General features: G+C 63.9%; 20 protein-coding genes. 5 read left to right on the forward strand and 15 right to left on the reverse strand.

The features are described from left to right. Window positions 1-12: 12 nt before the first annotated feature. Window positions 13-891: a DMT family transporter gene (locus JQ586_RS05825; RefSeq protein ID WP_312016932.1), complete on the forward strand. Its 879-nt coding sequence runs from the start codon at window positions 13-15 to the stop codon at window positions 889-891. Between the two features lie 3 nt (window positions 892-894). Here JQ586_RS05825 and clpS read toward each other — a convergent pair whose 3' ends face one another. Beyond that, window positions 895-1,200: an ATP-dependent Clp protease adapter ClpS gene (gene clpS, locus JQ586_RS05830; protein WP_212393530.1), complete on the reverse strand. Its 306-nt coding sequence runs from the start codon at window positions 1,198-1,200 to the stop codon at window positions 895-897. 229 nt (window positions 1,201-1,429) lie between these two features. Between clpS and JQ586_RS05835 the strand changes: the two genes are divergently transcribed. Then, on the forward strand, window positions 1,430-2,281 hold the full coding sequence (locus tag JQ586_RS05835; protein WP_212393531.1) for a DUF1194 domain-containing protein: 852 nt from the start codon (window positions 1,430-1,432) through the stop codon (window positions 2,279-2,281). A 22-nt stretch (window positions 2,282-2,303) separates the two neighbouring features. Here the strand turns inward: JQ586_RS05835 and JQ586_RS05840 are convergent, their stop codons facing one another. The 9 genes from JQ586_RS05840 to JQ586_RS05880 all read right to left on the reverse strand — a co-directional run bounded on the left by JQ586_RS05840 (window position 2,304) and on the right by JQ586_RS05880 (window position 11,996). Further along, a complete protein-coding gene (locus JQ586_RS05840) occupies window positions 2,304-3,140 on the reverse strand; it encodes a nucleotidyltransferase domain-containing protein (protein WP_212393532.1) in 837 nt (278 codons plus the stop codon). A gap of 48 nt (window positions 3,141-3,188) precedes the next feature. Further along, window positions 3,189-4,427 (reverse strand): methyltransferase, encoded by a 1,239-nt coding sequence (locus JQ586_RS05845; RefSeq protein WP_212393533.1) that lies wholly within the window; start codon window positions 4,425-4,427, stop codon window positions 3,189-3,191. After that, a complete protein-coding gene (locus JQ586_RS05850; protein WP_212393534.1) occupies window positions 4,420-5,175 on the reverse strand; it encodes a TlyA family RNA methyltransferase in 756 nt (251 codons plus the stop codon). Before JQ586_RS05850 ends, JQ586_RS05845 begins: the two co-directional genes overlap by 8 nt. Beyond that, a complete protein-coding gene (locus JQ586_RS05855; RefSeq protein ID WP_212393535.1) occupies window positions 5,172-5,741 on the reverse strand; it encodes a nucleoside 2-deoxyribosyltransferase in 570 nt (189 codons plus the stop codon). The genes JQ586_RS05850 and JQ586_RS05855 overlap by 4 nt, the downstream gene beginning before the upstream one ends. Before the next feature lie 36 nt (window positions 5,742-5,777). Next, entirely contained in the window at window positions 5,778-7,706 is a 1,929-nt protein-coding gene (gene dxs / locus JQ586_RS05860) for a 1-deoxy-D-xylulose-5-phosphate synthase (RefSeq protein WP_212393536.1), read from the reverse strand. A gap of 559 nt (window positions 7,707-8,265) precedes the next feature. Further along, window positions 8,266-8,517: an exodeoxyribonuclease VII small subunit gene (locus JQ586_RS05865; protein WP_212393537.1), complete on the reverse strand. Its 252-nt coding sequence runs from the start codon at window positions 8,515-8,517 to the stop codon at window positions 8,266-8,268. Between the two features lie 153 nt (window positions 8,518-8,670). Next, the gene (locus JQ586_RS05870) at window positions 8,671-9,597 is read right to left on the reverse strand and encodes a histone deacetylase family protein (RefSeq protein ID WP_212393538.1); all 927 of its coding nucleotides are present in this window, start codon (window positions 9,595-9,597) and stop codon (window positions 8,671-8,673) included. A gap of 223 nt (window positions 9,598-9,820) precedes the next feature. Beyond that, the gene (locus JQ586_RS05875; RefSeq protein ID WP_212393539.1) at window positions 9,821-11,491 is read right to left on the reverse strand and encodes a bifunctional UDP-sugar hydrolase/5'-nucleotidase; all 1,671 of its coding nucleotides are present in this window, start codon (window positions 11,489-11,491) and stop codon (window positions 9,821-9,823) included. A gap of 112 nt (window positions 11,492-11,603) precedes the next feature. Next, on the reverse strand, window positions 11,604-11,996 hold the full coding sequence (locus tag JQ586_RS05880) for a GFA family protein (RefSeq protein ID WP_212393540.1): 393 nt from the start codon (window positions 11,994-11,996) through the stop codon (window positions 11,604-11,606). A 195-nt stretch (window positions 11,997-12,191) separates the two neighbouring features. On the opposite strand from JQ586_RS05880, the gene JQ586_RS05885 reads away from it, so the two are divergent. Continuing rightward, window positions 12,192-12,329, forward strand: coding sequence for a hypothetical protein (locus tag JQ586_RS05885; protein ID WP_212393541.1), 138 nt, complete (start codon window positions 12,192-12,194; stop codon window positions 12,327-12,329). Between the two features lie 32 nt (window positions 12,330-12,361). On the opposite strand, the gene JQ586_RS05890 is transcribed toward JQ586_RS05885, so the two are convergent. From JQ586_RS05890 to JQ586_RS05895, 3 genes are all read right to left on the reverse strand, one after another. Further along, complete coding sequence (locus JQ586_RS05890; protein WP_212393542.1) at window positions 12,362-12,925, reverse strand: DinB family protein; 564 nt, start codon at window positions 12,923-12,925, stop codon at window positions 12,362-12,364. Between the two features lie 352 nt (window positions 12,926-13,277). Continuing rightward, entirely contained in the window at window positions 13,278-13,400 is a 123-nt protein-coding gene (locus tag JQ586_RS41060) for a hypothetical protein (RefSeq protein WP_283815414.1), read from the reverse strand. A gap of 51 nt (window positions 13,401-13,451) precedes the next feature. Beyond that, window positions 13,452-13,709, reverse strand: coding sequence for a DUF3551 domain-containing protein (locus JQ586_RS05895; protein ID WP_212393601.1), 258 nt, complete (start codon window positions 13,707-13,709; stop codon window positions 13,452-13,454). A gap of 859 nt (window positions 13,710-14,568) precedes the next feature. On the opposite strand from JQ586_RS05895, the gene JQ586_RS05900 reads away from it, so the two are divergent. Next, window positions 14,569-14,934, forward strand: coding sequence for a hypothetical protein (locus JQ586_RS05900; protein WP_212393543.1), 366 nt, complete (start codon window positions 14,569-14,571; stop codon window positions 14,932-14,934). A gap of 60 nt (window positions 14,935-14,994) precedes the next feature. After that, a complete protein-coding gene (locus JQ586_RS05905; protein WP_212393544.1) occupies window positions 14,995-15,894 on the forward strand; it encodes a glycoside hydrolase family 18 protein in 900 nt (299 codons plus the stop codon). 553 nt (window positions 15,895-16,447) lie between these two features. Here the strand turns inward: JQ586_RS05905 and JQ586_RS05910 are convergent. Both JQ586_RS05910 and JQ586_RS05915 read right to left on the reverse strand, forming a co-directional pair. Continuing rightward, entirely contained in the window at window positions 16,448-17,647 is a 1,200-nt protein-coding gene (locus JQ586_RS05910) for an IS91 family transposase (protein ID WP_212393545.1), read from the reverse strand. Between the two features lie 9 nt (window positions 17,648-17,656). Continuing rightward, the gene (locus tag JQ586_RS05915) at window positions 17,657-18,532 is read right to left on the reverse strand and encodes a tyrosine-type recombinase/integrase (protein WP_212393546.1); all 876 of its coding nucleotides are present in this window, start codon (window positions 18,530-18,532) and stop codon (window positions 17,657-17,659) included. Window positions 18,533-18,885: the final 353 nt, after the last annotated feature.

Raw genomic sequence — 18,885 nt, forward strand, 5'->3', positions numbered from 1 at the left:
GAGGCAGTGCAAGTGCCAGACATCGCCGCCCAGCGCCGCACTGGTATTGCGCTGATCGTCGCGGCGGCGGTGGCATGGAGCACGGCGCCGTTCTTTACCCGCCTGCTTCACTTCGACTCCTGGACCATCCTGTTCTGGCGCGGCCTGTTCGGCGGCGGTGCGATCGCGCTGTTCCTGACCGCGACCCAGGGCGGTCGCGGCTTGCGCGATCTCATCGCGATGCGCCCGAGCGGCTGGCTGGTGGCGGTGTTGTCCACGATCGGGATGGTGACGTTCATTCCGGCGTTGCAGCTCACCAGCGTCGCCAATGTCGCTATCATCGTCGCGGTGCAGCCATTCGCCGCGGCTGCGATCGCCTGGATCTGGCTGCGCGAGAAGGCGTTGCCGAGAACGCTGGCGGCGAGCGTCGTCGCATTCGCCGGCGTTGTCGTCACCGTCAGCGGTGCCGTCGCCGACACCGATTATCGGGGCATCGGTCTCGCCTGCGTGATGATGCTGGCGCTGTCGGTGATGACGGTCGCGATCCGCAGGCACAGGGCTAGTTCGATGGTCGCGGCCGCTTCGTTGTCGAATTTCCTCGGCAGCCTGGTCAGCCTTCCCTTCGCGGATGGCATCGGTTCGGTGACGACAGCCGACATCGGCGTGCTCGCGATGTTCGGGTTTTGCCAGGTTGGACTGGGCCTCACACTGTTCACGCTGGGCTCGCGGCTGTTGCCGTCAGGCCAGGCGTCCCTGATCGCCACGCTCGAGACGCCGTTGATGCCGTTCTGGGTGTGGCTGGCGTTTGCCGAGGTGCCGTCGCTGCGCGCGCTGATCGGCGGCGCGCTGGTGATGGGCGCCGTGGTCGCCGACATCGCGGCAGAGCGGCGCGCGCATCCGGCGGAACGGTAAGCGCTATTCTTCCGGCTCGGTGGTGAACAGCAGCGGATAGCCCTTGGCGCGGCCGGCATCGGTCGCGCGCGTCGCCTTCGTCTCGGCGATGTCCCGGGTGAAGACGGCGACCACGCAGACGCCACGCTGATGCGCGGTCAGCATCACCTTGTAGGCCTGGTCGTCGGTCATGCGGAATTCGCCCTTGAGCACGGTGACGACGAACTCGCGCGGCGTATAGTCGTCGTTGATCAGGATCACCTTGTGCAGGCGCGGTCGCTCGACCTTGGTCTTGACCCGCGTTTTCGGCTTGACGACGGTATCGGGCATCGTCCCGCTGCTCCTTCACGGTTGTGTCTGAAGATTACCGCGTTCCGGCCATCGTTGGAACCGGCTGATTTGCACGGGCTCGTTGCGGTGGCGGCGCAGCGCGCAACGCGAGTGTCGCCCGGAACGGGGCGAGCCGCGCTTAAACTGAATGTGAAGAGCAGATGCTGTTCGCACTTTTCGCCGCCCAATTTGCGTGTCACCATGACATTCACACGACGGGAGGGCCGCGATGCGCTGGTATGTCTCGATCGGAGCGGTGCTTGTCGCGGGCATGCTGGCCGGCGGCGATGTGGCGGCTTTGGCCGCGCCGGCTTCGGGGCAGCAGTCCGGTGGAGAGATGGCCGAAAAGGAGTCCACCCCGAGCGTCGATGTCGAATTGATCATCGCAGTCGACGTCTCCTATTCGATGGACATGGACGAACTCGCGGTGCAGCGCGAGGGCTATGCCCAGGCGATCGTCTCCAAGGAGTTCCTGCAGGCGCTGAAGGCCGGGCCGAACGGCAAGATCTCGGTGACCTATTTCGAATGGGCGGCATCCTCCGACCAGAAGATGATCATTCCCTGGCGGGTGATCGACGGACCGGAATCCGCTGATGCCGTCTCCGCCGAGATCATGAAGACGCCCGTGCGCCGCGCCTCGCGCACCTCGATCTCGGGCGCGATTTACTATGCCATTCCCCTGTTCGACGAGAACCCGCATCGCGGCCTGCGGCGGGTGATCGATATTTCCGGCGACGGCCCAAACAACAACGGAACACCGATCACGCCGGCGCGCGATGCGGCGCTGGAGAAGGGCATCGTCATCAACGGCCTGCCGATCATGGTCAAGGAGCCGTCCTACTCGACGATGGATATCGAAAATCTCGACTGGTACTACGAGGACTGCGTGATTGGCGGTCCCGGCTCCTTCGTGGTGGCGATCAAGGACCGCGAGAAGTTCAAGGAAGCGATCCGCACCAAGCTCCTGCTCGAGGTCGCCGGCCGCACGCCGGAGCACCCCGTGATACGCGTCGCCGACAAGGAACCGCGCGTCAGCTGCACGATCGGCGAGAAGATCTGGCAGGACCGCTGGGGGCGGTGAGCGCACGTAGGGTGGGTTACGCTCAGCTACCCGCCCAAGAAATTCCGCGAAGGTCCAGTTCGAGCGTGCGGAGCAATTGCAAGGCGCCCGCGTGCCGATCGGATCCGATCAGTCGCCAGATATCCGCAACGCGCCCGGTCAGATCGTGAACCGTCGCCGGCAACACCGCGGCCGCAGCGAGCGCGCCCTTCTCGTTGATGAGATACTGCCCGTTAAGCGCAAACAGCACCTGGCCCACGCAGGCCAGTGCGCGATAGGCGCAGCCTGCGATATGCGTGGCATCGCCACGCTGCAGCGCGAGCTCCGCATTCTCGATGCCGAACAGGATTTCCCACTGGAAGCGCCGGATGATGGCCTCGCGCAGCGCGCGTGGATAGGGCACGGTTGTGGCCTTCAACGCCGCGATGGCTCCGTCGGGATCATGCAGCGGCTGACAGAGCGCGACCTCGCCCACCCAGATTGCCGAGCAGAACCCGTGCGGATGGCCCGGCTGATAGTGCATGGTGATCTCGCCCTTGCGGCACGCCTCGATCGTCGCAGCGACCTTGTCGATGCTCCGGTAGAGCAGGTCGACCTTGCGGCTGTCGATCCCGAGCCACGCACCGCCGACGATCCACGGTCCCCACTCGCCGACAGGTGTCACGTGGACGGCGCCGGGTTCGTCAACGAGGCCAGTGACCGCCTTGCGCAACCGATCGGTGTCGAGAGCGGCCGCCTCCGCGTAATAGAGGCCGATGTCGTAATCGGAGGCGGCGTGCGCCGTTCCGCGCGCCCGCGAGCCGCCGAGCACGATGGCGGCGACGCCGGGGATGTCGGCGAGCACGGGAATGATGCGCGCAAGCAGCGGATCTTCGGACATGGCGCGACTATAGCGAGGCAACCACGCTGCGATAGCCGTCCTGTCGCGTCAGCGCGCGAACCGTGCCACCAGCTCGACATGTGGGGTGTGGCGGAACTGGTCGACCGGGGTGACGCCCTCGATCTTGTAGCCGCCGTCGATCAGGATCCTTGCATCGCGCGCGAAGGTCGCGACGTTGCAGGAGACCGCGACGACCACAGGCACCTTGCTGGCGGCGAGCTGCGTCGCGACCGCCTGCGCGCCCTGGCGTGGCGGGTCGAACACCACGGCGTCGAAGTCGCGCAACTCCTGCGGCACCAGCGGGCGGCGGAACAGGTCGCGCGCCTCGGCCTTGACCGGCTTCAGCCCTTTCGTCGCCGTCACCGCCTTCTGCAGCGAGGCCGCCGCAGCCGCGTCGCTGTCGAATGCGGCGACGCGCGCACGCGCGGCAAGGCGCAGCGCGAACGGGCCGACGCCGCAGAACAGGTCGGCGATGTGCCTTGCGCGCCTGGTGTGCTCCTGCACCAGCGTGGCCAGCGCCTCTTCGCCGGCCGCCGTCGCCTGCAGGAACGAGCCGGGCGGCAGCGCGACCTGGGCGCTGCCCATCGTCACGACGGGCGTGTTGCGCATCAGCACCAGCTCGCCATGGCGGGTCAGCCGCGCCAGCCGTTGCTTTTCAGCGACCTGCGACAGCACGCCGATCGTCGCCGTCGCGACGGGGCCGGAACCGCGCACGTCGATATCGAGGCCGTTGGCGGTGGCGGTGATCTGGATGTCGAGCGGCTTGTCGGCCGGCTTCAACACCTCGGCGATCGCGCGTGCGGCGTCGAGCGCGCCGCGCAAGGCCGGATCGAGGATCGGGCAATCCGCGATCGCGACGATGGCGTGGCTGCCGGCGCCGGCAAAGCCGGTGCGCAATTCGCCGTCGGCGCCGCGGCGGGCGTGGACGGTGACGCGGCGGCGGCCGGCGCCATGGGCGTCGACGATGTCGGCGACCGCGCTCTCGATGCCGGCCTGCGCCAGCGTGTCGACCACGATCCGCCGCTTCCAGGCGCGATAGGCATCCATCCGCCAGTGCTGGATCGCGCAGCCGCCGCATCGTCCGAAATATTCGCAGAACGGCGCGATCCGCTCCGGGCTCGGCTCGGTGATGCGCAGAAGATGCGGCCGTTCCGGATCGCCGGTCGCCCGATCGACCTCGATCCTCTCGGCGGGCAGCGTGTACGGCACATAGGCCGCGCGACCGCCTTCGAGCGCGACGCCGTCGCCGCGGTGGCCGACATGGTCGATGGTGAGCAACTCAGCCACGGCGCGCGCCGAGGAAGAACTCGATATTGCCGTCGCCGCCTGATATCGAGGACGGGAACACCTGGATGCCGGTGCAGCCGAGCGAGGCGGCAAACGCCGCGATGTCGTCGCAGATTTCCTGATGCACCATCGCGTTGCGGATGATGCCGCGCTTGGAGTGCTTCCGCTGGGCCTCGAATTGCGGCTTGATCAGCGCGAGCAGATGCATCGGAGCGGCCGCGAGCGACAGCGCCACCGGCAGCACCAGCTTCAGCGAGATGAAGCTGACGTCGATCACGACGACGTCGGGCCGCGCCGGCAGGCGCTTGCCCTCGAAGCTCCTGATGTCGGTCTCCTCCATCGAGACGATCTTCGGGTGCCCCTGCAGCGAGGGATGCAGCTGGCCGCGGCCGACATCGATCGAGAACACCATGCTCGCGCCATTGGCGAGCAGCACCTCGGTGAAGCCGCCGGTCGAGGCGCCGACGTCGAGGCAGACATGGTCCTCGATCTCGATCGGATAGTGCTCCAGCGCGCCGGCGAGCTTGACGCCGCCGCGCGAGACGTAGGGATGCGCGGGCTCCGCCGACAGCGCGGCATCCGGCGCGACGATCTCGGAGGCCCTGGCGACCTGCCTGCCGTCGGCAATCACGAGGCCGGCGTCGATCGCCGCGCGCGCCCGAGCCCGGCTCTCGAACAGGCCGCGTTCGACCAGCAGCACGTCGATGCGCTTGCCGGCCTGCCCCTCGCTGTTGTCGGCGCCGCTCAATTGAACCCCAGAGGATTGCGCGCGCGTTCGGCAGCCAGGCGGACGCAGATCTCGAAGCAGGCGAGATCGTGCCAGACGTCCTCGGGCGCGGCGCGCGGCGTCACCAGCGGCGCGCCGTGCAGCTCGAGCGCGTGGATCAGCATCAGATTGTCGGGCAAGCCAAACTCTTCCACCGTCAGCCCCTCGGCGTCGACCAGGCGGCCGCCAGGTGCCGCCGCCACCGGATGGAGCCGCGCCACGCGATCGGCGTAGGACGCGGGGTCGTTGCAATAGGCGAGGCACAGCTTGCCGCGTCCCGCCATGAAGCCGAGCTCATAGACGGTGCCTGCGTCGGCACTGGGGCCGCGAAACGGCGTCAAATTGGCGATGATGGCGTCGGCGGACTCCATCATCGCCTCGTTGCCCCTGAAGATCGTGCGCGAGACGCCGGCATCGGCGGGATCGATCGCATTGTCGAGCGGATAGCGCCCGGTCAGCCCATGCGCCGCGCAGATCTCCGCCTTGCGGCGGCCGATCTCCACGGCATCCGGCAGGAACACGTCCGGACCTGCCAGATAGATGATCATGGACTTTGCCGGCGCAGTTGCGCGCCGCCCGGGCAGTTAGGCGAGCTTGACGGTCTCGGTCTTGTAGTCCTTGCCGAGGGTCTCGAACACCTTGGCAACGATGCTCTTGGCGTCGAGCCCGGCGCGGCCATACATCGCCGCCGGCGTGTCGTGATCGAGGAACACGTCGGGCAGGACCATCGAGCGGAACTTCAGCATTCCGCTGTCGAGCATGCCGTTGTCGGTCAGGAACTGCACCACATGCGAGCCGAAGCCGCCGACCGAGCCTTCCTCGATCGTGATCAGGATCTCGTGCTCGCGTGCGAGCTTCAGCACCAGGTCCTCGTCGAGCGGCTTCATGAAGCGCGCATCGGCGATGGTGGCCGAGAGGCCGTGCGCGGCGAGCTCGTCGGCCGCCTTCTCGCACTCGGCGAGGCGGGTGCCGAAGGAGAGCAGGGCAACCTTCTTGCCCTCGCGGATGACGCGGCCCTTGCCGATTTCCAGGGGGATCCCGACTTCCGGCATATCGATGCCGCGGCCTTCGCCGCGCGGATAGCGCAGCGCGCTCGGGCGGTCGTTGATCGCGACCTGGGTCGCCACCATGTGAACCATGTCCGCCTCGTCGGCGGCGGCCATGATCACGAAGTTCGGCAGGCAGCCCAGATAGGCATTGTCGAACGAGCCGGCATGGGTCGCGCCGTCGGCGCCGACCAGGCCGGCGCGGTCGATCGCAAAGCGAACCGGCAGGCTCTGGATCGCGACGTCATGCACCACCTGGTCATAGCCGCGCTGCAGGAAGGTCGAGTAGATCGCGCAGAACGGCTTGTAGCCTTCGGTGGCGAGGCCGGCGGCGAAAGTCACCGCGTGCTGCTCGGCGATGCCGACGTCGAAGGTGCGCTGCGGGAATGCCTTGTTGAAGATGTCGACGCCGGTGCCCGACGGCATCGCCGCGGTGATGGCGACGATCTTCTCGTCTTTCTGGGCTTCCTTGACGAGGCTCTGGCCGAACACGTTCTGGTAGGCCGGCGCATTCGGCTTTGCCTTGGCCTGGGTGCCGGTGGCGACGTCGAACTTGACGACCGCATGGTACTTGTCGGCGGAGGCTTCCGCCGGGCCGTAGCCCTTGCCTTTCTGGGTCACGACGTGGACCAGGATCGGCCCGGTGTCCATGTCGCGGACGTTCTTCAGGACCGGCAGAAGGTGATCGAGGTTATGGCCGTCGATCGGCCCGACGTAATAGAAGCCGAGTTCCTCGAACAGCGTGCCGCCGTCCATCATGAAGCCGCGGGAATATTCCTCGACACGGTTGGCGCGGTTGGCGAGCACCTTGGGCAGGCGCTTGTTGATCTGCTTGGCCGCCTCGCGCAGCGTGCGGTAGGTTTTGCCTGAGTAGAGCCGCGACAGATAGGCGCTCATGGCGCCGACCGGCGGCGCGATCGACATGTCGTTGTCGTTGAGGATCACGATCAGGCGCGAATTCATGGCGCCGGCATTGTTCATGGCCTCATAGGCCATTCCGGCCGACATCGCGCCGTCGCCGATCACCGCAATGACGTTGTTCTTGCCGCCGGCGAGGTCGCGTGCCACCGCCATGCCGAGGCCGGCGGAGATCGAGGTCGAGGAGTGGGCGGCACCGAACGGATCGTAATCGCTCTCGGTGCGCTTGGTGAAGCCGGAGAGGCCGCCGCCGGTGCGCAGCGTGCGAATGCGGTCGCGGCGTCCGGTCAGGATCTTGTGCGGATAGGCCTGGTGGCCGACGTCCCAGATCAGGCGGTCGCGCGGGGTGTCGAAGATGTAGTGGATGGCGGTGGTCAGTTCGACCACGCCGAGCCCGGCGCCGAAATGCCCGCCGGTCACCGACACGGCATCGATGGTTTCCTGGCGCAGTTCGTCGGCAACCTGGCGCACCTGCTCGACCTTGAGCTTGCGCAGGTCTTCCGGCGTGCGGATGGTGTCGAGAAGCGGCGTCTTACTAAATGTGGTCACGGCGAATTTCCAATTTTGCCAAGTCGGAACCAACGGCCCGACGCGAGAAGGGTTGCTGCGCGCTCTCCGCGCAAAGAAGCCAGACACTGGGTGCCGTCCCGGCAGGCCGGTGCCTGTTGTAAGCCTAGATGCACTCCGGATTGGACCGCCGTGAAACCCCTCACGTTGGTCGCTTTTCACCCGTCCCGGTTCAGTTTGTCGAACCATTCGAGAGGCTTGCCGCCCGAACAATCTGGCTGCCTGCCACCCTCAAATGCCCATAGAGATGCAAGCATTACACCAAAGCGACAGCCAAAGCCAACCCGCTCGCCGCGCCGGGTTCCCATGCTCCAGGTCAAAAAATCCAGATATTTCAATGGTTGCGGTAAGGGGCGGGTTCCATCTCGCCCAATTTAGCGGCAGCCGGCTGGGCAGCATGCGTCAATTCGGCCCGTAAAGTTACGGGCCGACAAACACCTGCGGGTGCGACCGCAACCTTCCGGGCTGGCGCCTTCCTGGAAACGCGCAGCAACAATAGCCGGCCGGCGGGAAATCCGGCCGCCGCCCCGATCGCTCCCGACTATTGCACGTCGAGCGGTTCGGTACCGGTCGCCTGGCCCGTGGCGTCGGTGGTGATCTTGTCGACGCGGGCTTCGGCCTGCCGCAGCAGTTCCTCGCAGCGCCGCTTCAACGCCTCGCCGCGCTCATAGATCGCAACCGATTCCTCAAGCGGGACCTTGCCATCCTCGAGCCGCTTCACGATCGATTCGAGTTCCTCGATCGCGCGTTCGAAGGACAGCTTCTTGACGTCGGCTTGGGTGTTTTCGACCATTGCATGTTCCCGGCTGCGCAGGCTTGTTTGAGCATGATCTCCGCGCAAACGCTACGCGTTTGTCGCGATGGAAAACCGGTTCCCACGTTTCGGAATCATGCTCGCCAGATCGCAGAATCAATCGAAGTTTTGCGGACGTATTGTGGCGGGGATTCAGGCCCCCATCAATGCGGTGACGTGCGAAGCCACCGACTCTTTCAGGCCCTCGAGGTCGTAGCCGCCCTCCAGCACCGAGACCACGCGGCCGCCGGCGCATCGGTCGGCGACGTCGATCAGCTTGCGCGTCACCCAGCCGAAATCCTCGCCCCTCAGGTTGATCGAGGCCAGCGGATCGCGGTGGTGGGCGTCGAAGCCGGCCGAGATGATGACGAGCTCGGGCGAGAACTTTTCGAGCCGCGGTAGGATCAGGTTCTCGAAGGCCGAGCGGAATTTGGCGCTGCCGTCCTCGGGCGCCAACGGCGCGTTGACGACGGTGTCATGCTCGCCGCGCTCGCCCATCGCGCCGGTGCCGGGAAACAGCGGCATCTGGTGCGTCGAGCAGTACATCACGGTCGGATCGGCCCAGAAGATGTCCTGGGTGCCGTTGCCGTGATGGACGTCGAAATCGACCACGGCAGCGCGCGCAATGCCGTATTTGCGCTGCGCGTGCCGGGCGGCGATTGCGGCATTGTCGAAGAAGCAGAAACCCATCGGCGTCGATTTCTCGGCGTGATGGCCGGGCGGGCGCACCGCGACGAAGGCGTTGTGGTGGGTGCCCGCCATGACCTGATCGGTTGCGGCGATCGCGCCGCCGACGCCGCGCATCACCGCTTCCCAGGTGCCCGGGGACATCGCGGTGTCGCCGTCGATGTAGATCATGCCCGACGACGGCGCGACGTGGCGGAGCTCGCTGACATAATGCTCGCCATGGCACAGCAGCACGGACTCGAGATCACCCTCCGGCGCAGACTCCCGCACCAGGGCCTTGAAGCGGTCCTCGCCGAGCACCTGGTCGACGGCGCGCAGCCGGTCAGGACGTTCGGGATGTCCTGGTGGGGTCAAGTGGTTGAGGCAGGCGGAATGCGTCAGAAGCAGTGTCATGCAAATTCCCGGCGCAACCAATGCGCATAGGTCGTCCAATCTAGGCCGATACCGGGCTTGCGGAAAGGCCCGCGTTCGGCTTGCAGCATCGCAGGCCCTTGACCGTCATGCCCCGCGAAAGCGGGGCATCCGGTACTCAGGGACGCCGGTGATTGAGCCGCCCGGCCGCGGCGTACCGGATACCCCGCATGCGCGGGGTATGACACCTCGAAAGCTCGCAGGCTCAATTGATCCGCTCGATGCGCCTGCCTGCCGTCGGGCCGACCGGGCTGTTGGCCTTGAAATAGGCATACAGCGCGTCGACGTCGTAGATGCCGAATTGCTGAGCGGTGCCGGCCTTGAACACCGCGAAGCCGTCGCCGCCTTCGGCGAGGTAGTTGTTCACGGTCACGCGATAGCTCGCTTGGGGGTCGATCGGCCGGCCGCCGAGCGACATCCGCTCGGCGACGATGTGCGCGCCGTCCGGCCTGCTCGCGTCCCAAACATAGGCAAAGCCCTTCGAGACCTGCAGCGGGCGTGGCCGCTTCGGGTCGGCCCATTGCTGCTCGAGCGCATCCTTGAGCTGCCGGCCGGTCAGCGTCATGGTCACCAGCTGGTTGCGGAACGGCTGGCTCGCGAAGATGTCGGCATAGGACACCGCGCCGTCGTCGCGCTTGACGAGATCGGTGCGCACGCCGCCTGGATTGGTGAAGGCGATCACCGCGCCGCCAGTGGCCTCCGAATTGGTCGCGGCAAGCTGTGCGTCGGCCACGATGTCGCCGAGCGGGCTTTCGCCTGATTCATTGGGCGTGCGCGACAGCGTTTCCGTAACCGTGCCCGCCGCGCGGTTGGCGATCGGCGCGGCCAGCCGGTCATAGGCTTCCAGCAGCGCACTCTGCTCGGGATCGCGCTTGAACGTGCCGATGCGAACGATGGTGTTGTCGGCCTTCGCGGTGATCACGTCATGGGTGTTCGGATCGAGCTCGAGATCGATGGCCGTGACCAGCGTGCCGTATTTGTCGCCCGAGGTGACGAGCCGTCCGTCGATCCGGCAGACATAGGCCTGATGGGTGTGGCCGGAGATCACGACATCCACGGCCTTGTCGAGCTTCTTGACGATATCGACGATCGGCCCGGAAATGCCCGGGCATTCATTGTAGTCGCCGGTCGGAAATCCGCCTTCGTGGATCAGCACCACGATCGCCTCGACACCCTTCGCCTTCAACTCGGGGATCAGCGCGTTGACCGTCTCGGCCTCGTCGCGGAACTCGAGGCTTGCGACGCCGACCGGCGAAACCAGGTTCGGGGTGTTCTTCAGCGTCAGCCCGATGAACGCGACCGGGATGCCGTCGAACTGCTTGATTTCATAGGACGGAAACACCGTCTTGCCGGTGGTCTTGTCGATGGTGCTGGCGGCGAGGTACCTGAATTTGGCACCCGTGAAGGGATGCGGCCCCTGGCACTTGTCGACCGGGTGGCAACCGCCATTCTGCATCCGCAGCAGTTCGTCCTTGCCCTCGTCGAATTCGTGATTGCCGACCGAGGAGATCGCAAGTCCCATCATCGAGAGCGACTCGATGGTCGGTTCGTCATGGAACATCGCCGACAAAAAAGGGCTGGCGCCGATCAGATCGCCTGCGGCGACGAAGATGTTGTTCTTGTGGCCTTCGCGCAATTGCTTGACCGCAGTTGCCATCCGCTCGGCACCGCCGGCGCCCACCGTGATCTTCCTGGTCGCATCATTGGGATCGGCGATGCGGATGCCGCCCGGCGGCGGTCGCAGATAGCCATGGAAATCGTTGATCGCGAGAATGCGCAGGTCCACCGGCGCCGTCGACTGCGCCAGGCAGGGGCCTGCCGAGAGGAACGCGAGCGGCCAGAGAGCGATGGCGAGGAGCAAACGGGAGCGTTTCATGACCTGTCCATGGAGCACGGGATCATGCGGTATCGCCACTACATTTTTGCGACGTGGCCGTTCAATCCTTCGTGCGCCCGATAGCCGGTTCGTCAGGGTTTCGAGGTCGGTGTTACAGGCCTTCCGGAAACTCCGGCGTCTTGTCTTTCGGGTCATACCAGGTCGCGGCAATGGACCGCCAGATATGCGCCCGCGCCGGTCCCGTGACCGGACTATCGAGGCATCCCATTCGCAACAGGACGTTTGGCTGTGCGTCCCGCTCTGCCGTGATGTGCGATCCGCACCTCGTGCAGAAGCGCCGTTGCTTGCCCGGCGAGGACTCGAACGCGCCGAGCAGCTCTTCGCCGCGGACCCAGCGAAACGCCATGCGGGGCACCGGCATCACGGTCGAGAAGGCCGAACCGTGCGTCTTCCGGCAGGTCCGGCAATGACAATGGACGAACGCACCCGGCTCGGCATCGACTTCATAGGCGACGGCCCCGCACAGGCAACTCCCGGTCAACATCGCCATTCCTCCTGTGCAACTGGTGGTCGCCATCCCGCCGGGACGATCCGTCAAAGCAGTATATCCCGGTGGATAAAGCTCATTTCTGTACGATTCCGTGATGTCTCGTGGTCGTCCGCTGCCTTGATTTGGGCACCTATAGGCAGGAAACTCCTGACACGGCTGGGATGCCAGGGCGGCCACCGCAGGGGAGGCTTGCAGGTGCAGGATCGTGTCTCCGAGTCGTTTCGCGATATCGACTTGCGCAACCTCGTTCGGGTCATTTCGGCCTGCACCTTGGGTCTCTGGGCATTTGCGGCGGGGCTTTTGATCGGCACCTTCCTGTTTCAGTGATCGGATCGCCGGCGCGGGACGCCCTCGCGCCATCACCCGCCCCAGATCGTGGCCTCGCTCCAGCCGAGCTCGGCGAATTCGGCGGCCCGCAGCGGCGCTTCGCCGGCGGCAAAGAACTCGTCGAGCTGCGGCGGCTTGACGGCCGTCCCCGCGAGCATCGCGTGCGCCTGACCGCGATGGTGGACCTGGTGCTGGAACAGATGCATCAGGAGGCGGTCGCGTCGCTCGGTCTGCACCGTCGTGTCGCGATTGATCCGCACCATGCTGCCGAGCAGATCGGGCGTCAGCGCATCGCAGACCGCGATCAGGCGCCGGTCGACCGCCCGCTGGGCCGGCCTCAGTTCCGCGACGGAGGGGCAGGGCACCTCGTCGGCCCATGCCCTTGGCCCGAGCCATCCGCCTTCGAGCGCGTCGACGTAGAACAGGTCGATGACGTAGATGTGGTTCAAGGTCTGCTGCAGGCTTGGGAAGAAGCCGGTTCGCTCGGCGGCAAAATCGACCTCGCTGAGACCAGCGCACGCCGCGAGCAGACGGTGATTGGCCCACGCATTGTTGTGGGCAAAGGCGCGATAGGTCTGGACCAGGTCAGCCGGCATGTCTGTCCTCATTGCTGGGCGATGCCTCAAGCGCGATGAGATAAGGCTGAATCTTCATCGCGCTCCAGCTCTTTGTTTGAGCATGATCTCCGCGCAAACGCGTTCCGCGTTGGTCGCGAGGGAAAACCGCGACACACTTTCCGGATCATGCTCCAGGCGTACTCGGGCGCGTACTCATAAACGCCAGCCGTCCAATGTCCGTTTCCGCAGAAGAAGCGAACATGCGAAGCCTGTTGAACTCCGTCGAGAATGACCCATAGCGGGCGTGCCTACCAATTCGGTGAGACCGCCTCAGTGGGATGCTGACGTTCGGGCGGGGCCTAGAATGACTAGCGCCAGAAGCGCAAACGGCTCAAAGATCAAGGTCGTCCAAAGCCACGGGTATGTAGATCGACCACGGTCGCGCCATGCCATAGGCAGCAGGCATACAGGCCGTCCAGAAGAGCTGGAAATCAGCCACGTCGGCAAGCTCCATTCATCGTTCGACAGTCGCATCGTCGCTGCGGCTAGAGTGTTTCGCGGCCGCTCAATATCGGGGGCGATTGTCGCCGCGCGCACGGAGCGAGAAAGCGTAGGTGGGATTGATCCCGCAAGACGCATCGGTACCGCTCGCGGTGACCATGCACTCGGCGTAGCTGGAGAATTGGCAATTGCCCGGATAGCCCCATATGCGCCCCTGCAGGCAGTAGCTGTTGGGTACCCTCTCATACGCGAGGGGAGATCCGTAGAAGCCCGGACCATGTGGCTGGGCCCGAGCTTGGCCGCCTGCCAAGGCAATACCCATCGTCAAAATCATCATAGGCGCCAAGGTGCGCATGCAGTGTCTCCGACGTCGGCACAATCAATAATCCCAATGCGCTTGAACAACAGGCAATGTTTGATCCAGATCAATGTTGTCGTATCCCGCGATCGCCAGCCGAGCACGCAAGCCTTGTGGCCCTAAGCGGACGGGCCGAAGCGAAGGTCCGCTTTTGGTCGATAATGTTGAGAAAGTCGAAAATAATACTGGTTCAAATATCTCTTTGAAATCAGCTCGGATCGAATCCCGACAAGCAAAGCCTTCACGGTAGACTTAGGAAGATCGCACAGCGATCCTGCGTGGATTGACGTAGCCCCCGCATCTGATGGCAACGACTGCACCGGATGCCCTTAGAAAATAGACATCCGCGCCACATGGGACTTTTTCAACAATATCGGCCCGCAGCGGAAAGTCTCTTCAGCCATTAGCGTGTCGGTTATTGGGTGTAGAGCGGACTTGGCGCAGATTATTCGCTTTCGGCAGCTTTTGACACAACTCGGACCATCCACGATGTCGGTCCTACCGCCGCTGTCAGGGAAAGACCGGACATCGAACCGAGCTCCGAAGCGCGACGTGAACACGGATAAGCCCGACGTGGAACACGAGCGATGTCCACTAACGCGCCGCTGTTGGAGGCCAAGGGCATGTTCTGATCAGTTCGAGCATACATAACTTCACTCTTACAATATGAAATGGCTCACTCTCGGCAGAGGTGTGCATGCGTTAAGATGCAACCACGAAAAGCCGGCCAGGCTTTACCGCGATCAATGCGGTAACTCTCTAGTGGCAATTGTTTGATCCGGTCAGTTACTGCGTAGCTCCACCAATCCAAGGAGAAAGCATCATGTTTAAGGGCAGAGCCGAGTTAGTCGATCCTGAGAAGAACACTCCGGTTGCCACATTCACCGAGACTTGCCAGAGCGATGGCACGGCGAAGATGAAGGTCGTCCTCAAGCAACCGATAACCATCTCGGGAACCGGGTCGTTGGCTATCTTCAGCACGCTCAAGGACCAAGCGGTGATCGCCGTGACCGCCAACGGCGGAGCCTCGACCGTGATCCACGAATTTGAGGGCACGAGTTCGCTCGGCTGCCTCGCCGACAAGTCAGATATCACCCTGACCAGAAGTCCCGGTGGTGATCTCGGAACACTCCTTATCGTGGTCGGAAAGGGAACGATCCACGGAGAACGGCATGAGTACACGCCATAGGCTGTCGGACTCGCTATGATTCAGATGCTGGAGACTGGACAAACCTGAAGTGAGGTAGCCATGAACGATGCACCGCCTCCTTACCCTCCGCCACGTAACGTTATCTATTTCTTCCATGACGCGAACCCAATACCCTTGGCAGGGATCGCTGACTTACCTTACACGGATGTCATTCTTGGATTTCTCATTCCAGAAAATCCCGGTGTTACTGGGTTGATGGGAGACGGTCCCGCTTTCACCGACACACTCCAACTGCAAAACGACATACAGTTACTTCGGTCGGCTGGTAAGAATGTCCTGATCTCAGTCGGGGGCGAGGTAAGATCTGATTCTGCATCGAAAGGCTGGACCTCGGCGAAATACAAAATATGCAGCGGCGAAGTGCCAAGACTAGTGGACCAAATAGTCTCCTGGGTGGAATCGACCGGCGCGAATGGGGTCGACATTGATTTCGAGGACAGCCATGCCTTTACCGGCAAAGCCGGCTATGACGGCATTGCATTTTTGTCTGAGCTAACGAGTGGGCTTCACCAAGCTTTACCATCGGGGAGCATTATAACCCACGCTCCACAAACGCCTTATTGGGATGAAAACTCCTTGTACAAGGCTGCGTACCTAAACCTGCATTCGCAAGTTGGTAGTTCGATTGCGTGGTACAACAACCAATTCTACAACAATCCGCGCTACGACCAAGACGCGGCTACCAAGGTAGCTTCGTATCTTATGGTTGCTGAGGAAATCGGGTCAACGAAGCTATTGATGGGGGTTTCGATCGACCAAAGCGATGAAGGCGCCATGATTGCTCTCGATGACATGACGCAAAACGTTATTGCACCACTGCAAGCCCAATTCCCCCCTACACCTCAATCGATTGAATTTGGTGGTGTCATGACTTGGGAGTTTTCATTTGATGACGGAGGTGCTTGGGCAAACGAAATCGCCCAAGCGCTCGGTTTGTAGCAAGCCGATACAGGATTGCCAGCAAGAGCGTTTGCGTGCGCTCGAGCCGCAGCCGCTGCCGAAGGCCGCTCGGACCAAGGTGCACCGGAGCGATTTGGAGCGAGCCGGTCCAGCCCGAATTGTCGGCAATCCAGGGCGAGTGCTCATAATTCGGATGTCCGCTTTCGCGGGTAAAACGGACTCGTTGTGCTCACTGCGTACTTTTCAGCTTTTGTGAAGGGTTTCGGATGCCGGCCGCTTGAGGGACGTCGCCGCTTGTTCGGCGGCCGGCGTCCGAAAGCCTCCAAGGGAGGAAACCGCGCGCAAGGGAACGTAAGGCGGTGCCGCAAGTGCTATGGGGATTTGAGTGCCGCGGACGAGGTGTGTGATCGAGGTCGAGCCGATCCAGCGAGTTGTCTGACGATGAAGCGGCTGACGAATGAACGGCGGGTGGTATCGAACTCTATAGGCTCCCCGGCGACTTGCGACGGCCGGCGGACATCTGGGCGAGCTTCGCCGTGGCTGGTCGAGCGGCAGCAAGCACGGCGAGCGGATTTGCAGGATTGTGACGTGGTCATGAGGTGTCGATCCTGATGCGGTTCGCTGGAGCTGTCGGCTGGTGTCGTGGCGCTGCACCGCGCGCGAACACCTCGATGATGATCATGCGACCGCCGCAGCATGGGCAAGCCGGCGTGTTGGCATCGACGGTGGTCGCGGTGGGATTGGCTTCAGGTTTTGCGGCGGCGAGCAGTTCGCGGGCGCGGGCGATGTTGTCGGCACAGGCGCTCTTGGCAAACAGGCCGTAGTGGCGGATGCGGTGGAAGCCCCTGGGCAGCACGTGGATGAGGAAGCGGCGGATGAACTCGAAGGTGGCGAGCGTCATCTGCTTGTATCGATCGCGGCCCTCGATGCGGTAGTCCTTCCACTTGAAGGTGACGCCCTGCTGGTCGCAGGCGATCAAGCGGCTGTTGGCGATGGCGACACGGTGGGTGTAACGCGACAAATAGGCCAGCACCGCCTCGGGTCCACCGAACGGACGCTTGGCATAGACCACCCATTCGGCCTTGCGCAGCGGTGCGAGATAGGTCGCGAAGGATTGCGGCTCGGCGAGATGGGCGTGATCGCCAAAGAAGCTGAGGCGGCCGTTCTGGTGGGTGGCGACGAGCTTCTGAAGGAACAGGCGCCGGAACAGGCGGGAGAGCACGCGCACGGGCAGGAAGAATCCCGGCCGGCACGACACCCAGCGCTGACCGTCGGGTGAGATGCCACCGCCCGGCACGATCATGTGCACGTGGGGGTGATGGGTCATGCCCGAGCCCCAGGTGTGCAGCACGGAGGTGATGCCGATCCGCCCACCCAGATGCTTCGGATCGGCGGCGATCGTCAGCATCGTCTCGGCCGAGACCTTGAACAAGAGGTCGTAGACGACGGCCTTGTTCTGGTAGGCGATGTCGGCGATGGCGGCAGGCAGCGTGAACACCACGTGATAGTACGGCACCGGCAACAGCTCGGCCTCGCGGTCGGCAAGCCATTCCTTCGCGGCGGCAGCTTGGCACTTCGGACAGTGCCGGTTGCGGCAGGAGTTGTAGGCGATGGCCGTATAGGCGCAGTCCTCACAGCGCGCGACATGGCCGCCGAGCGCCGCCGTGCGGCAGCGCTCGATTGCCGACATCACCTTCAACTGGTCGAGGCTGACATGGCCGGCACGGGCTTGACGCCATGCCGGACCATGGCTGCGGAAGATGTCCGCAACCTCCAAAGCCGGGCGTGACACGCCCTTGGCTCAGCCGGGCGGGCGGACCTCCTTGAGCTTGAGCGCGATGTGCTCCAGCGGGCTCATGACCTCGCTGATCGTCTTGGTGGCGACGCGGGTATAGAGCGCCGTGGTGTCGAGCTTGGCGTGGCCGAGCAGCACCTGGATAATGCGGACATCGATGTTTTGTTCGAGCAGGTGGGTTGCGAAGCTATGACGCAAGGTGTGCAGCGAGACGCGTTTGTTGATCTCCGCCATCTGCGCGGCAGCGTGGCAGGCACGATTGAGCTGGCGCGTGGTCATCGGCTGCGCCGGATCGCGGCCGGGGAACAGCCAGCCTTGCGGGCGCGCTGCCTTCCACCAGGTGCGCAGCAGTTCGAGCAGGTGTGGGGACAGCATGACGTTGCGGTCCTTGCCGCCCTTGCCCTGCTCGACGCGGATGATCATGCGCTTGCTGTCGATGTCGGCGACCTTGAGCGAGATCACCTCGGCGGCGCGCAGGCCGGCGCCATAGGCCACGCTCAGTGCCGCCTTGTACTTCAGCCCAGGTGTGGCATCGAGCAGCCGCGCCACCTCCTCGACGCTGAGGACCACTGGCAGCTTGCGCAGTTCGTGGATGACATGGGTGTGCGCGACGATCTCGCGGCGCTTCAGCGTCACCTTAAAGAAGAACCGCAGCGTCGAGACGGTCTGATTGATGGTCGGCACGCCAACGCCGCTTGCCACCAGATGGAGTTGGTAGCGGCGCACGTCTTCTAAGCTCGCCGTATCCGGCGATCGTCCAAGGAACATCGCGAAGTTCTTGACCCTTTGCACGTAGTCATGTTGGGTCTTCGGCGCGAACTTGCGGATCGTCATGTCTTCGATCATGCGCCGGCGCAACGGGCTCATTGCCTCGTCGGTCATGGGGATGCTCCTGTCTTTGGGTGAAGGTTGCGAACCCCTCATCTCAAGACAGGACGCCCCGTCGCGCTATCGTCTTGGCTGTATCGCCAGCCCCAGCGCCCTACCGCGCGAGCGGTTTAGTCCTCTGGGGATAAGCGGACATCAATAGGGTCCGAAATGATCACCGCACCGTCGTCCAACTCCCGGCCCAAGCGGATCTGAACCGGCTTGGCACGGCGCCAGATTCCGAAGGCCGAGGAAGTGGCGCGACGCCTGTTGGCCGAATATGTCAAATACTTTGGGCCGACGGCGAGGATTGACGGCGGAGGAGCGGACGATGACAGCCCTAACGCTCGTCCCGCATATATGGACTT

It is taken from the genome of Bradyrhizobium jicamae, assembly GCF_018130215.1.
GTDB lineage: Bacteria > Pseudomonadota > Alphaproteobacteria > Rhizobiales > Xanthobacteraceae > Bradyrhizobium > Bradyrhizobium jicamae_A.

What these genes read in the sequence shown, in the direction of transcription:
- JQ586_RS05905 (WP_212393544.1), top strand. Translation starts at nt 14,995, where the DNA reads ATGAACGATGCACCGCCTCCTTACCCTCCGCCACGTAACGTTATCTAT.
- JQ586_RS05880 (WP_212393540.1), bottom strand. Translation starts at nt 11,996, where the DNA reads ATGTTGACCGGGAGTTGCCTGTGCGGGGCCGTCGCCTATGAAGTCGAT.
- clpS (WP_212393530.1), bottom strand. Translation starts at nt 1,200, where the DNA reads ATGCCCGATACCGTCGTCAAGCCGAAAACGCGGGTCAAGACCAAGGTC.
- JQ586_RS05890 (WP_212393542.1), bottom strand. Translation starts at nt 12,925, where the DNA reads ATGCCGGCTGACCTGGTCCAGACCTATCGCGCCTTTGCCCACAACAAT.
- JQ586_RS05865 (WP_212393537.1), bottom strand. Translation starts at nt 8,517, where the DNA reads ATGGTCGAAAACACCCAAGCCGACGTCAAGAAGCTGTCCTTCGAACGC.
- JQ586_RS05900 (WP_212393543.1), top strand. Translation starts at nt 14,569, where the DNA reads ATGTTTAAGGGCAGAGCCGAGTTAGTCGATCCTGAGAAGAACACTCCG.
- JQ586_RS05840 (WP_212393532.1), bottom strand. Translation starts at nt 3,140, where the DNA reads ATGTCCGAAGATCCGCTGCTTGCGCGCATCATTCCCGTGCTCGCCGAC.
- JQ586_RS05915 (WP_212393546.1), bottom strand. Translation starts at nt 18,532, where the DNA reads ATGACCGACGAGGCAATGAGCCCGTTGCGCCGGCGCATGATCGAAGAC.
- JQ586_RS41060 (WP_283815414.1), bottom strand. Translation starts at nt 13,400, where the DNA reads ATGGAGCTTGCCGACGTGGCTGATTTCCAGCTCTTCTGGACGGCCTGT.
- JQ586_RS05875 (WP_212393539.1), bottom strand. Translation starts at nt 11,491, where the DNA reads ATGAAACGCTCCCGTTTGCTCCTCGCCATCGCTCTCTGGCCGCTCGCG.
- JQ586_RS05870 (WP_212393538.1), bottom strand. Translation starts at nt 9,597, where the DNA reads ATGACACTGCTTCTGACGCATTCCGCCTGCCTCAACCACTTGACCCCA.
- JQ586_RS05895 (WP_212393601.1), bottom strand. Translation starts at nt 13,709, where the DNA reads ATGGGTATTGCCTTGGCAGGCGGCCAAGCTCGGGCCCAGCCACATGGT.
- JQ586_RS05835 (WP_212393531.1), top strand. Translation starts at nt 1,430, where the DNA reads ATGCGCTGGTATGTCTCGATCGGAGCGGTGCTTGTCGCGGGCATGCTG.
- JQ586_RS05855 (WP_212393535.1), bottom strand. Translation starts at nt 5,741, where the DNA reads ATGATCATCTATCTGGCAGGTCCGGACGTGTTCCTGCCGGATGCCGTG.